We start from the raw sequence: 14,288 nt of genomic DNA on the forward strand, positions 1-14,288 counted from the left end.
TAGTAAATGTTAGTTTTCGTATTAAATGCAGGAAGTTCATCTTTAAAATATCAATTAATGAACCCAGTTACAAAAAAAATCTTGGCAAGTGGTATTTGCGAAAGAATAGGAATTGATGGTGTTTTAAAACATGAATATAATGATGGGAAAAAATTAGTTTTAAATGAAGCAATGCCTACACATAGAGAGGCTATAAATGCTGTTTTAACAACACTTACAACTGGTGAGGGAAAAGTTATTGAATCTACAAATGATATTGAAGCTATTGGACATAGAACAGTTCATGGAGGAGAAGAGTTTGCAAGTTCTGTTTTAATTACTCCAGATGTTGTTGAAACTATGAAAAGATTATCTCCATTAGCACCTTTACATAATCCTGCAAATATTTTAGGAATTGAAATTTGTCAAGAGTTAATGCCAGGAAAACCAAATGTTGGTGTATTTGATACTGCATTCCATCAAACAATGCCTGATTATGCTTATATGTATGCTCTACCATATGAAATGTACACAAAACATGGAATTAGGAAATATGGTTTCCATGGAACTAGCCACTATTTTGTTTCAAATGAAGCAAGAACAATGTTAGAGAAAAAACACAACACTAGAATTATTGTTTGTCACTTAGGAAATGGTTCATCTGTAAGTGCAGTTTTTGATGGAAAATGTATTGATACATCAATGGGATTAACTCCTATTCAAGGTCTTATGATGGGTACGAGAGTTGGAGATATTGGTGCTGGAGCTATTCAGTATATGATGAAACAAGAGAATAAAGATATTGATGAAGTTCTTGATATTATGAATAAAAAATCTGGAATTTTAGGAATTTCAGGAAAATCATCTGATTTAAGAGAAGTTTTAGATGGTATGGCAAATGGTGATGATAGATGTAGACTTGCTATTGATATGGTTGCATATAAAATTAAATCTTATGTTGGAGCTTATGTTGCAGCATTAAATGGTATTGATGCACTTTGTTTTACAGGTGGAATTGGTGAAAATGCAGCTTTAATTAGAGAGAAAGTTTGTGCAGGTCTAGATTCTATGGGACTAGTAATTGATCCAACTAAAAATAATAAAAGATTAAGTGAAGCAAGAGATATCTCTACAAATGCATCACCTGCTAGAATATTCGTAATTCCAACTCAAGAAGAGTATGTAATTGCAAATGATACTTACAATATAGTTTCTAAAGGTAGATAAGTTAAAAGGCGAAAATATCGCCTTTTAATAAAATTCTAATATGCTTTTAAACTGCTAGAAAAATTAATAAGAACTTTTGAAATAGCTTGACTCATAAGTTTATCCATAAATTTTTCAAACTTATCCTCTTTTTTCCAAATAGGTTTTTCAACCTTTGATAACTCTATTAAACTATGTTTTGCAAAATTAAGTGTTGCAACTTCATCTACAAGTCCAACATCTTTTGCTTGATGTGCTGTAAAAATTTTTGCATCTGCAAAACTTGTATGTTTTTTTATATCTAGTTTTCTAGCATCTGCAACATCACTTATAAACATATTATATGTACTATTTATAACACCTTGAAGCTCTTGCTCTTCATCATTTGTCCATTTTCTTGTAAATGTTCCTGACTCTTTATATTTTCCAGCTTTTATTGTTTGAGAACTAATTCCAAGATTTTCTAAAAGTTTACTAGCTTCAAACCCTTGCATAATAACACCAATTGAACCAACAATACTTCCAGGATTTGCAATAATTTTATCTGCCCAAATAGAAGCATAGTAACTTCCACTTGCAATTGTTCCACTTGCATATGCAACAACTGGCTTTTTCATACTCAACTCTTTTATAGCATAAGCTATCTCAACAGAAGGTGCAACAGCTCCTCCTGGACTATCTATTACAAACAAAACACCTTTTATGCTAGCATCATTTGATGCTCTTTCTATATCTTCTAGCACCTTTGATGGATCAATTATCTGTCCAACTAAATCAATCTTTTGTAGGTTTGCATTATATTTTGCAATAGTTTCATCTTCTGCTCCACTAAAAAATATAAAATATACAATAGTTAAAAAAACTATTGTTTTAAAATATTTTGTAATAAAATCTAAAAACCAAACAACTGGTAAAAATAGTTTTTTTAAAAAATCAAACAAACTCTCCTCCTATTACAATTTTATCTACATATTTTGTATGCAAAATTATCTGCATATATATATCTTCAATTTCTTCAATCTTATCAGGTAAACAAAAACCTATAATATCAGCATCAAAGTCTTTTATTAAACTACCCTTGTTAACTCCTAGAGCTTTTGCTCCATTTACAGTTGCAGCATTTAACAAAGTTTTTGAAAATTTTATTATATTTTTTTCATAGTGTGCATAAAGTGCAACTCTCAACTCATCAAACATACTTAAAGAATTGTTTGAACTTAAGCCATCTGTTCCTATACTAAAAGGAGTATTATTTAAACTTTCAAGATTTAATCTACTATTATTTAAAAATCTATTTGAACTAACACAATGATTTATAGTTGCTTTTAACTCTTTTATCTTATTAAAATCTTCACTACTTGCTTCTACACAATGGGTAAAAGATAGATTTTTTACACCCTTAAAAAGGTTTAAAAATTCTAAAGGTTTTGTTGTTGCTTTTTCTTGATTTAAAAATTTTTTAAAAAAATCCAAAAAACTTCCCTCATCTTTATTTAGCCAATCTTTTTCCTCTTTTGATTCTAAAAAATGAGAAGTAACTGGTAGCTTCTCCTCTTTTGCAATATTCAAAACTTCACGAACTAAAAATGGATGAACAGAGTATGGCGAATGTATCGCAATACCTGCTTTAAATCTTTTACTATTATGTTTTTGAGCATCTTTTAATCTTGCTTTAAAATCAGTAAATAAAGTATCAATCATATCTGCTTTTGAACCAATTACTTCACAAAAAAAGATTGTATTAATTGGAGATTTTAAACAAGCTTCCAAATCAAAAGAGTAAGATGATATAGCACCAATAGTTGTAGTTCCTGTTTTTAAAAGTTTTTTTAACTCTTGATTTATCAAAGATGTTTTAGCTTTTTCAATAAGTTTTTCTCTATGTTTTATAACAGAATTTAACCAAGAGTAAAAACTACCATATTTTAAAGTTGTTTTATTTGCACTAAATTCAAGATGAATATGCGAGTTTATAAGTCCTGGCATTAAAACAGAGTTTTCACCAAGATTTATAATTTCAATATTTGAATATTTTTTTATAATAATATCATAGCTTGCAACTTCAATAATTTTTTCATCAAAAACAATACAGCCATCTTTTAAAATAGTAAAATTTTCATCAAATGTAACAACATAAGAAGCAGTTAATATTTTCATAAAAGCTTATTTATTCTCTTCTTGTGTTTGTGCTTGTATTTGAGCATTTCTTGCCTCATTTAAAGCTTTTAACTCATTTAACATTTGAATTAAAGCAATAAGTCCCATATGATAACCAAACCCACCAAATCCAGTAATTACGCCTGTACTAGACCCTGCTGTAATAGATTTTTGTCTAAACTCTTCTCTTTTATAAATATTTGAAATGTGAACTTCAACAACTGGCATATTAACAGCTGCTAAAGCATCTCTAATTGCAATTGAAGTATGAGAGTATGCAGCTGGATTTATCATAATTCCATCAACTGTTCCTAAACACTCTTGAACTCTATCAACTATTTCTCCCTCAAAATTTGATTGAAAAAACTCAATTTCAACTCCATTTTGATCAGCTGCATTTTGAAGTTGAGCGTGAATTTGATCCAAAGTTACTCCTCCATAAATATGTTGTTCTCTAACTCCCAACATATTTAAGTTTGGTCCTTGAATTACTGCTATTTTCATTATTATATTCCTTTTATAAAATTTAGGTAAGATTATAATCAAATTTTTGTTAAAAAACCCAAAAAAAGGCAATCTTAGTGGATAACTTTATTTTAAAAAATGAAAATTCAATATATTATGAGTGTAGTTTTTCTTGCGACAATGCTATATTTTTAAATTTAGGAAGTGAAAAGTTTTTTATTACAGATGCAAGATATACAATTGAAGCAAAAGAGTATGCTAAAAATTGTGAAATTATTGAAAGTTCAAATTTAATTGATAGTACAAAAGAGATTTTGAAAAAAAATAGTATAAAAAATTTAGTTTTTGATCCAAATGATTTTACATTTTTTGATTATAAAAATTTAATAAAAGATTTAGATATAAATTTTATTGAAAAGCCAAACTTTTCTAAAACAAAAAGATTAATAAAAAGTGATGAGGAAATAAAACTTCTAAAAAAAGCCTCTTTATTAGGAAAAGATGGATTTAAAGAGTTTGCAAAATATATCAAAAATAATGGATTTAAAAGAAGCGAAAAAGAGTTATATTTTAATGCTTACAAGTATATAAGTCAAAGTTCAAAATATGATATATCATTTAATCCAATTGTTGCAATAAATGAGAATGCAGCTAAACCTCACGCACTTGCTACATCTAAAAAATTAAATAAAAATGACTTAATTTTAGTTGATGCTGGAATAAAATATAAAAGATATTGTTCAGATAGAACTTGCACTAGTGTTGCTGATTTTAATAATTTCAGTTTTAAAAGAGAGCAAAAGTTCAAAAACAAAAAACATCAAAAAATATATGATATTGTATTAAAAGCTCAAGAAAAATGTATAAAAGAGGCAAAAAGTGGAATGATGGCCAAAGATGTTGATAAAATTGCTAGAGATTTTATTACTCAAGCTGGATATGGAAAATATTTTGTTCACAGTACTGGTCATGGAGTTGGACTTGATATTCATGAATTTCCAAATATAAATAGTAAAAATGAACTTATGATTGAAGATAATATGGTATTTACAGTAGAACCTGGAATTTATATTCCAAATGAGTTTGGTGTAAGAATTGAAGATACTATTTATATGCAAAATACAAAAGCAGAGATTTTATAAATGCAAAAAATTAATAAAATATATAAAACTTATTAAATAAGTTTAGATTTTTTATAAAAAACGAGAGAGAAATTTGAAAAAAAAATTATCACACAATTTAACACTTTTTTATACATCAAATTTTCCAAAAATTTTCAATATTACTTCAAATAAAAAACATATTGTAACTATAGGAATTGGCGGGAACATTGGAGATACAAAAAAAATATTTGATAAATTAATCTTATGTTTAAAAAAAGATGCAAGATTTACTTTACTTATGAGTTCACCACTTTTAAAAAACCCTCCTTTTGGTTTTTTACAACAAAGTGATTTTTTAAATGGTATAATCACGCTCAAAACAGATCTTTGTGCCGTTGAGTTTTTACAAGCTATGCAAAGATATGAAAAAAAATTCGGAAGAAAGCGATCCTTTCAAGATGCGCCTAGAACCTTGGATATTGATATAATATTTTTTGATAATAAGAAAATAAATACAAAAAGTCTTATTATCCCTCACAAAAATTGGGCAAATAGAGAGTCAGTGATTATTCCTTTAAAATATATAAAAAACAATTTTTTAAAGGTAAAAAATGAGCAAAAATAAAAAAGTAGTTGTAGGAATGTCAGGTGGAGTTGATTCATCTGTTACTGCCTTATTGTTAAAACAACAAGGTTATGATGTTATTGGACTATTCATGCGTAACTGGGAGTATGGAATCAAAGGAAGTCAATGTCCTAATCGTATAGAATTTGAAGATGCAAAAAAAGTTGGTGCATTAATAGGAATTGAAGTAAGAGGAAAAGACTTCGTTAAAGAGTACAAAGATAGAGTTTTTGATGTATTTTTAGAAGGTTTAAAACAAGGTCTAACACCAAATCCAGATATTTTATGCAATAAAGAAATAAAATTCAATGTATTTTTAAATGAAGCAAAAAGTATGGGTGCCGATATTATTGCAACTGGTCATTATGCAAAAATTACAAAATACAAAGATCACTTTGTACTAGATACTCCAAAAGATAATACAAAAGACCAAAGTTATTTTTTACATGCATTATCAAGTGAACAATTATCACAAGCTATGTTTCCACTTGGAGATTTAACAAAAAAAGAGGTTAGAGAAATAGCAAGAGAGCATAATTTACCAGTTAGTGATAAAAAAGATAGTACAGGAATTTGTTTTATTGGTAATCAAAAATTTGATGAATTTATTACACAACATTTAAAGGCTATTCCTGGAGATATTTTAGATGAAAATGGAAAAGTTTTAGGAAAACATAAAGGTCTAGTATGTTACACATTGGGACAAAGAAAAGGTATTGGTCTTGGTGGTATTAAGGACAATGAAAATGAAAACAATACACACAAACCTTGGTATGTAGCTCTTAAAGATGTAGTAAATAATACATTAACAATTGTTCAAGATACAAATCATCCTTTACTAATGAGCAAAAAGGTAGAAGCAAGCCATATGCATTGGGTATTAGAAGAAATACCCAAAATGGGAGATAAATTAATGGCACAAGTTAGATATAGACAACAAAAACAAGCTTGTACGGTTGTTGAAGCTAGTGATGAAAAAGTAGTGGTTGAATTTGAAAATCCTCAAAGAGCTGTAACACTAGGACAAAGTCTTGTTTTATATTCTGGTAATTATTGTCTTGGTGGTGGCTTTATAAGTTACTACAAATAAAAAGGCAAAAGATGATTAAAGAAAAAGTAATGGTTGGTATGAGCGGTGGAATTGATTCTTCAGTTACAGCTTATTTGCTTCAACAACAAGGATATGAAGTTGAAGGAATTTACTTAAAACTTCATAATAGATCTGATGGTTACCACGAATCAAACTTAGGTTATATTGATGGTGTCGCTAAATTTTTAGGCATAAAGTACCATATATTAGATTTATCGCAAAAATTTAGTGAAGAGGTTTATGACTACTTTGTAAACTCTTATTTAGAAGGAACTACTCCAAACCCATGCGTAAAGTGTAATAGAAATATAAAATTTGGTGCTATGCTTGATTTTGCAAAAGAACACCAAGCTTCTTATTTAGCGACTGGTCACTATGCAAAAACTGATGGAAAGTTTTTTTACGAAGCTAGTGATAAATCAAAAGATCAAAGCTATTTTCTATCACAAATAAATAAAGAAGCTCTTCCTTTTATGATGTTTCCTTTAAGTAATTTCAAAAAAGAAGATATTATAAACCTAGGTGCTAATCTTGATGTTGCTTACAAAAAAATAACTGAAAAAAATGAGTCTCAAGAAATTTGTTTTGTTGAAACTGTTTACACAGATGTTATTAAAAAACATGCAAATATAGATGTTGAAGGCGATGTTTTAGATGAGAATGGAAATGTTGTTGGAAAACATAAAGGTTATGCTCACTACACAATTGGAAAAAGAAAAGGCTTCAGTGTAAAAGGTGCACATGATCCTCACTTTGTTACAAAAATAAATCCAAAAGATAACACAATTATTGTTGGTAAAAAACGATCTTTAGAAATTAATAAGGTTATTGGTAACCAGCTAAATATGTATATTGATGATAAAAAATTCTCATGTGTTGTAAAACTAAGATACAGAAGTAATACAACTCCTTGTGATATTGAGATTATTGATGATGAAGTAATTATCAAATTAAAAGAGCCAGCTTTTGGAGTTGCTAGTGGGCAATTGGCTGTATTTTATGATGGAAATAAAGTTATTGGAAGTGCTTTTATAAAAAGTGCAAAATAATTAAAAGTGGAGTTCCACTTTTAATTATTTTATTAGAACTTATATTCAACACTAGCTAAATATTTATCATAGTCCGTGTCGCCATTTGCTTGATCAGCATCTACATTTACATACATAATATTCGTATTTAAACTTTTTGTGAAGTTATATCCAGCACTTAGATTTAACTCTTTTTCTTTTAAACCAGAGTTTCTACTATTATCATATCTTGTAATTCCATACAAAGCCCCAAAATCAAAATCATAAATTGAATAACCTAAAGAACCATAAATTGTTCTAGCATCTAAAGTATATACTTGATTTCCATCTTCAAATGGTGAAATGTTATCTCCATAAGAAGTTATTATATCAGCTCCACCTTTTTTACTTGTTTTTATTAAACCAGCTGCTGAAGTTAAATCTTGGAAATTACCATTTAATTCAAAATGAGCTATATAACCATTTTCTAAAGAATTATTAGCTTTATATTTATGAGTTAAACTACTTTTTGCATATTGTGCAATAGCTCCAAAATATTCTAAATTATAAGAAGTTTTCAAACCATAGAATTTTACTGCATCTGGAATTTGATAATAGTAAGGATTTATTTCAAATCCTTCTAAACTCTCATTTTTAATATCAACTACATAAATACCTTTATTTAAATCATTTGGTTTATGAAAATCTTCACTTGTATCAATTCCTGATTCAGCTTTTCTATTTGAAAATGCTAAAGATACAATAGTATCAGGAATTGCTGTAATTTGAGCAATAGCACCTTGTTGATAATCTGTAAGCCACTCTAATTCACCTTCATATCTACCAGCTTTAATTAATAGCATTTCATTTAAAGAGTATTGTAAAAATGCTTGAGTTATTAAAGCATTGTTTTCAAAAGGTGCTTCATTTTTTCTATCATCTTTATGTTTCTCACCTAGTTTTATATTTCCTTTAACTTGAGTTCCTAAACTAAAACCATAAAAATTAGCAGTGTTATATCCTAAAGTTAAATTACCATTTCCAAATGCAAAATCTCTTTTAATAGATTCATTTTTATTATCTTGAGTTAATCCATATACTCCTACGCTTCCTTCAATTTTACCATTTTTGAAAGCTTCATCAATAGAGTTTGAATCTGTTGATTTTTCTATATTTTCTTTTTTTAAAGGCGCATCCATCTCTTTATCAAAAGCTGAAGCAGCAAACATTGTACTTGATAACATAATAGTTGAAACAACTAAACTTAATTTTTTCATAAATACTCCTTTAATTAATAATCCAAATGATACTTGTTATCATTATTTTTAGATTTTGGAATAGTACATTTTTTTTTATTAATATTTTATTAATTTTTTATTAATAATCAACAAATTTTTATTAAGTAGATTTTTGATACTATTTTAAATAAAAAAATCAAAATTAGAGGAATTTTTATGTCTACTTTTAAACTCTTTAGTGGAAGTGCAAATCCTGAATTTGCAAAAAAAGTCGGTGACTACTTAGGAATGAATGTATCTGATGCTAAATTAAATAAATTTAGTGATGGTGAAATATCTGTTCAAATAACTCAAAGTGTAAGAGGTCAAGATGTTTATATTATTCAACCAACTTGTGCTCCTACAAATGATAATTTAATGGAACTTTTAATAATGATAGATGCACTTAAAAGATCAAGTGCAAAATCAATAAATGCTGTAATTCCTTATTATGGATATGCAAGACAAGATAGAAAAGCAGCTCCTAGAGTACCTATTTCTGCAAAACTAGTTGCTGATTTACTAGAAAAAGCTGGAATACATAGAGTTGTAACTATTGATTTACATGCTGCTCAAATTCAAGGATTTTTTAATATTCCTGCTGATAATTTATTTGGTTCAATTTTATTTGTAAACTATATTAAAAGTAAAAATTTAAAAAATCCAATTATTGCAAGTCCAGATATTGGTGGAGTAGCACGTGCTAGACAATATGCTGATAAACTAGGTTATGACTTAGTAATTGTTGATAAAAAAAGAGAAAAAGCAAATGAGTCTCAAGTTATGAATATAATTGGTGATGTAAAAGGCAAAGACGTTATTTTAGTAGATGATATGGTTGATACAGCAGGAACTTTGGTAAAAGCTGCTGAAGTTTTAAAAGAAAAAGGAGCAACATCTGTAATGGCATGTTGTACTCATGGAGTTTTAAGTGGTCCAGCTTATGATAGAGTTGCAAATGGTGTTTTAGATGAATTAGTTATCTCAGATACAATTCCAACGAAAAAAAATGCAAAAAAAATAACTGTGCTAACAGCTTCAACAATAATAGGTGAAGCCATAAGAAGAATACATAATAACGAATCAGTAAATTCTATTTTCAATAATTAAACAAAAGTTAATAAAAAATTAATAAATTATTGATATAATTCTTACATGATAATTTTAAATTAAGGAAAATAAATGAAAAAAATATTACTATCTTCATTAGCTTGTGCTTCTTTAGTACTTGCTGCAAATAGTGACTACAAATATGAGATTACTCCATTAATAGGAGGAGCTCTAGGTGAAGGTAATCATAGTTTAGAAAGAAATTATGCAAATGCTGGATTAGCTTTAGGTTTTAATCAATCAGAAGATTCATTAATTGATCAATTTGAATTAGGTTTTTTAAGAACAGTTCAAGATGTTGATGGAAAAAATTCTGTAAGAAATCAAGATACTTCAATTACTAGAGTATTTGGTAACTTAGTTAAAGATTATGGTTTAACTACTGATTTATCTTTATATGCATTAGCAGGACTTGGAGTTGAGTTTTTTGATAATGAATTAACTAAACACCAAAAAGATGGTCTATTTGGAAACTATGGAGTTGGTTTAAAATACCAATTAACAGATGCAATGGCTTTAAAATTTGATTTAAGACATTTAATATCTGCACAAAATGGGGACAGTACTTTATTATATAACTTTGGTTTAGCTATTCCTTTTGGTGAAAAAGCTGCAAAAGTTGCTCCTGTAGCAGTAGCTGCTCCTGTAGCTGCAAAAGCTGCTCCTAAAGATAGTGATGCAGATGGAATTATTGATGAATTAGATCAATGTCCAGATACAATTAAAGGTGCAAAAGTTGATACTGTTGGATGTATGACTCTAGTTAATTTAAATGTTAATTTTGATACAGATAAATCTGAAATTAAAGATATTTATGGAACAAGAATTCATGATTTTGCAAAAGCTATGAATACAGATAAAAAATTAAAAGCTGATATAGAAGGTCATACAGACTCTGTTGGTTCAGATAAATATAATCAAAAATTATCAGAAAGAAGAGCAGCGTCAGTTGTTAAAGCTTTAACAGATTTAGGTGTTGATAAATCAAGATTAAAAGCTGTTGGTTATGGAGAATCTAAACCTATAGCTTCTAACGAAACTGCAGAAGGTAAAGCAGAAAACAGAAGAGTTCATGCTGTAATAGTTAAATAATTTGAGTTTTTTACTTAAATTCTAAAAGGGGCTAGAAATTCTAGCCCCTTTTTTTTATTCTAAAAATTATTTAACAAAAAACTTACCGCTTTTTAGATATAATCTTACCACTTTACAAATTATCTTTTAAATTTATAGGAAAAAAATTGCAAAAAAATATTAGAAACTTTAGTATCATAGCTCACATTGACCACGGTAAATCAACACTTGCAGATAGAATTATTCAAGAATGTGGTGGAATAAGTGATCGTGAAATGACTTCTCAAGTTATGGACAATATGGATATAGAAAAAGAAAGAGGAATTACAATAAAGGCTCAAAGTGTAAGATTAAACTACACTTTAAATGGAGAAAAATATATTTTAAATCTTATTGACACTCCAGGTCACGTTGATTTCTCTTATGAAGTTAGCCGTTCTTTAGCATCATCTGAAGGGGCATTGCTTATTGTTGATTCAACTCAAGGTGTTGAAGCACAAACAATAGCAAATGTATATATTGCGATGGATAATGATTTAGAACTTCTTCCTGTTGTTAATAAAATAGATTTACCAAGTGCTGACCCTATGAGAGTTTTAGCTGAAGTTGAAGAGGCTATTGGAGTTGATTGTACAGAGCATAATTTAATAAGTGCAAAAACAGGACTTGGAGTAAAAGAGCTTATTGAAGCTATTATTAAAAGAGTTCCATCTCCAATTGGAGATGATAGTGCACCTACAAAAGCACTTATTTATGACTCATGGTTTGATAACTACTTAGGAGCTTTGGCACTTGTTCGAGTTTATGATGGAAGTATCAAAAAAGGTCAAACTTTAAAAATGATGAATACAAAAGTTGAGCATCAAGTTTTAAGTTTGATGTATCCGCACCCTTTAAAAAGAGAAGATACTTTAGAGATTAAAACAGGTGAGATTGGTATTGTTGTGCTTGGACTTAAAACTTTAGATGGAATTGCTGTTGGTGATACAATGACTGATGCAAAAAATCCTACAAAAGATATAATTGACGGTTTTGAACCTGCTAAACCATTTGTTTTTGCTGGACTTTATCCAATAGAGACTGATAAGTTTGAAGATTTAAGAGAGGCTTTAAATAAATTAAAATTAAATGACTCTTCAATATCTTTTGAACCTGAAAGCTCAGCCGCTCTTGGAAGTGGGTTTAGAACTGGATTTTTAGGAATGCTTCATATGGAAGTAATTAAAGAGAGACTCGAGCGAGAGTTTGATTTAGATTTAATAGCAACTGCTCCAACAGTTATTTATGAAGTTTTAAAAAAAGATGGAGAAAAAATTTTAATTCAAAATCCATCTGAACTTCCTGAACCAAACTATATTGAGTCAATTTTAGAACCTTATGTAAAAGCTACAATTTTAGTTCCTGATGAATTTTTAGGAAATGTTATAAAACTTTTAAATGATAAAAGAGGAATTCAGCTAAAAATGGATTATATAGGGAAAAGAGTTCTTCTTGAGTACGACTTACCTATGAATGAAATTGTTATGGATTTTTATGATAAATTAAAATCAACTACAAAAGGTTATGCCTCTTTTGATTATGAACCAGTTGGCTTTAGACCTGGGATTTTGAAAAAACTTGATGTAAAAGTTGCTGGAGATATTGTTGATGCTTTATCAATTATTGTTCCTGAAGATAAGGCTGTTTCAAGAGGAAGAGAGTTTGTAAAAGCTCTAAAAGAACTAATTCCTAGACAACTTTTTGAAGTTGCAATACAAGCTAGTGTTGGAAGCACAATTATTGCTAGAGAGACTGTAAAATCTATGGGTAAAAATGTAACTGCAAAGTGTTATGGTGGAGATATTACAAGAAAAAGAAAACTTCTTGAAAAACAAAAAGCTGGTAAAAAAAGAATGAAATCTATAGGAAAAGTAAATGTTCCTCAAGAGGCTTTTATGGCAGTTTTAAAAATCTAAAAAGGTTTATCTTGAAGTGTACATGTTGTGATAAGTTATCTTTTTCTATCATTTGTAAAACTTGTCAAAAACAACTTCTTGAGCCGAACTTTTATGAAAAAGAGTTGGATAAAGATTTCTTTGTCTACTCTTTTTATGATTATAAAGATTTAGAAGATTTAATTCAAAGTAAATATCACTTTTATGGAGATAGAGTTTTTAATATTTTAGGAAAACTTAGTTTTGCTAAATTTGCTTCAAATTTTGAATTTACCCACCCTATTTTAGCCTTACCAATAGACGACCATACAAGACATGATTTTTCACAAACTGCGATTTTGGCAAAATATTTAAAAAGTGCTTTTATAAGACCAGTTTTCAATACTCTTAAAGCTACCAATATTGTTAAATATGCTGGAAAAAACTTAGAGTTTAGACAAAAAAATCCAAGAAAATTTATCTATAGTGGCAAAAAAAATTGTGATGTTATTTTAGTTGATGATGTTCTTACAACTGGCTCAACAATTCTAGAAGCTAGAAAGACTTTAAAAAAATATAAAGTAAATGTGTTATTTGCTATTACTTTATGTTCATTTTTAAACTAATATAAAATTCAAAAAAGATATAATCCTAGCTTTATTAAGGATATTTAATGCTAGGAATTATTGACTATAAAATGGGAAACTTAGCAAGTGTTTATAATGCTTGTTCAAAGTTTACAAAAGATGTAAAAATTATCAAAAATGCAAGCGATATAAAAAATCTATCAAGAGTTATTCTTCCAGGAGTTGGAGCATATAAAGATGCTATGGAACACCTAAATAGTGATGGCTTAAAAGATGCTATTTTAGATTTTGCAAATAGCAAAAAACCACTTCTTGGAATTTGCCTTGGAATGCAACTTTTGTTTGAAAGCTCAGAAGAGTTTGGGCATACAAAAGGGTTAGGACTAATTGATGGAAAAGTCGTAAAATTTGATAAAACAAAAATGAGTGAAGATTTGAAAATTCCACATATGGGATGGAATAAAGTAGAAAATATAGACAATCCACTTTTTAAAAATTTACAAAACCCTTATTTATACTTTGTACACTCTTATCATATTATTACAGATGATAAAAATATTATTGGAAAAACAAATTATGGATATGAGTTTGCAAGTGCTGTAAACAAAGATAATATTTTTGGATTTCAACCACATCCAGAAAAGTCTCATAACAACGGACTTAAAATTTTAGAAAACTTTATAAATTTATAACTAGAT

Annotated in this window: 14 protein-coding genes; 10 read left to right on the top strand and 4 right to left on the bottom strand. The window is 28.4% G+C overall.

The window, feature by feature from the left end; all coding sequences use genetic code 11:
- The first annotated feature begins 6 nt into the window (after positions 1–6).
- Positions 7–1,206: an acetate/propionate family kinase gene (locus ACRYA_RS07465; RefSeq protein ID WP_105916467.1), complete on the top strand. Its 1,200-nt coding sequence runs from the start codon at positions 7–9 to the stop codon at positions 1,204–1,206.
- A 35-nt stretch (positions 1,207–1,241) separates the two neighbouring features.
- Here ACRYA_RS07465 and sppA read toward each other — a convergent pair whose 3' ends face one another.
- Genes sppA through aroQ form a run of 3 tightly spaced genes read right to left on the bottom strand, consistent with a single transcriptional unit; the run spans position 1,242 to position 3,846 of the window.
- Positions 1,242–2,126: a signal peptide peptidase SppA gene (sppA, locus tag ACRYA_RS07470; RefSeq protein ID WP_105916468.1), complete on the bottom strand. Its 885-nt coding sequence runs from the start codon at positions 2,124–2,126 to the stop codon at positions 1,242–1,244.
- On the bottom strand, positions 2,119–3,342 hold the full coding sequence (gene mqnF, locus ACRYA_RS07475) for an aminofutalosine deaminase family hydrolase (RefSeq protein ID WP_105916469.1): 1,224 nt from the start codon (positions 3,340–3,342) through the stop codon (positions 2,119–2,121). The genes sppA and mqnF overlap by 8 nt, the downstream gene beginning before the upstream one ends.
- Before the next feature lie 6 nt (positions 3,343–3,348).
- Positions 3,349–3,846: a type II 3-dehydroquinate dehydratase gene (gene aroQ / locus ACRYA_RS07480; protein WP_105916470.1), complete on the bottom strand. Its 498-nt coding sequence runs from the start codon at positions 3,844–3,846 to the stop codon at positions 3,349–3,351.
- Between the two features lie 77 nt (positions 3,847–3,923).
- Here aroQ and ACRYA_RS07485 point away from each other — a divergent pair, with 77 nt between their 5' ends.
- From ACRYA_RS07485 to mnmA (ACRYA_RS07500), 4 genes are all read left to right on the top strand, one after another.
- A complete protein-coding gene (locus tag ACRYA_RS07485; RefSeq protein ID WP_105916471.1) occupies positions 3,924–4,949 on the top strand; it encodes a M24 family metallopeptidase in 1,026 nt (341 codons plus the stop codon).
- Between the two features lie 73 nt (positions 4,950–5,022).
- Positions 5,023–5,535 (top strand): 2-amino-4-hydroxy-6-hydroxymethyldihydropteridine diphosphokinase, encoded by a 513-nt coding sequence (gene folK / locus ACRYA_RS07490; RefSeq protein ID WP_105916472.1) that lies wholly within the window; start codon positions 5,023–5,025, stop codon positions 5,533–5,535.
- The gene (mnmA, locus tag ACRYA_RS07495) at positions 5,522–6,625 is read left to right on the top strand and encodes a tRNA 2-thiouridine(34) synthase MnmA (RefSeq protein WP_105916473.1); all 1,104 of its coding nucleotides are present in this window, start codon (positions 5,522–5,524) and stop codon (positions 6,623–6,625) included. Before folK ends, mnmA (ACRYA_RS07495) begins: the two co-directional genes overlap by 14 nt.
- Positions 6,626–6,636: 11 nt before the next feature.
- Positions 6,637–7,674, top strand: a complete 1,038-nt coding sequence (mnmA, locus tag ACRYA_RS07500) for a tRNA 2-thiouridine(34) synthase MnmA (RefSeq protein ID WP_105916474.1) — start codon at positions 6,637–6,639, stop codon at positions 7,672–7,674.
- A gap of 32 nt (positions 7,675–7,706) precedes the next feature.
- Here the strand turns inward: mnmA (ACRYA_RS07500) and ACRYA_RS07505 are convergent, their stop codons facing one another.
- Positions 7,707–8,909 (bottom strand): Opr family porin, encoded by a 1,203-nt coding sequence (locus ACRYA_RS07505; protein WP_105916475.1) that lies wholly within the window; start codon positions 8,907–8,909, stop codon positions 7,707–7,709.
- A 177-nt stretch (positions 8,910–9,086) separates the two neighbouring features.
- On the opposite strand from ACRYA_RS07505, the gene ACRYA_RS07510 reads away from it, so the two are divergent.
- The 5 genes from ACRYA_RS07510 to hisH all read left to right on the top strand — a co-directional run bounded on the left by ACRYA_RS07510 (position 9,087) and on the right by hisH (position 14,282).
- Positions 9,087–10,019, top strand: coding sequence for a ribose-phosphate pyrophosphokinase (locus ACRYA_RS07510; protein WP_105916476.1), 933 nt, complete (start codon positions 9,087–9,089; stop codon positions 10,017–10,019).
- A gap of 72 nt (positions 10,020–10,091) precedes the next feature.
- Positions 10,092–11,111 (top strand): OmpA family protein, encoded by a 1,020-nt coding sequence (locus ACRYA_RS10930; protein WP_105916477.1) that lies wholly within the window; start codon positions 10,092–10,094, stop codon positions 11,109–11,111.
- A gap of 146 nt (positions 11,112–11,257) precedes the next feature.
- Entirely contained in the window at positions 11,258–13,045 is a 1,788-nt protein-coding gene (gene lepA / locus ACRYA_RS07520) for a translation elongation factor 4 (RefSeq protein ID WP_105916478.1), read from the top strand.
- Positions 13,046–13,056: 11 nt separating this feature from the next.
- The gene (locus tag ACRYA_RS07525) at positions 13,057–13,629 is read left to right on the top strand and encodes a ComF family protein (protein WP_105916479.1); all 573 of its coding nucleotides are present in this window, start codon (positions 13,057–13,059) and stop codon (positions 13,627–13,629) included.
- A gap of 47 nt (positions 13,630–13,676) precedes the next feature.
- A complete protein-coding gene (hisH, locus tag ACRYA_RS07530; protein WP_105916480.1) occupies positions 13,677–14,282 on the top strand; it encodes an imidazole glycerol phosphate synthase subunit HisH in 606 nt (201 codons plus the stop codon).
- Positions 14,283–14,288 lie beyond the last annotated feature (6 nt).

This window comes from Aliarcobacter cryaerophilus ATCC 43158 (assembly GCF_003660105.1).
In the GTDB taxonomy this organism is placed as follows: Bacteria; Campylobacterota; Campylobacteria; order Campylobacterales; family Arcobacteraceae; genus Aliarcobacter; species Aliarcobacter cryaerophilus.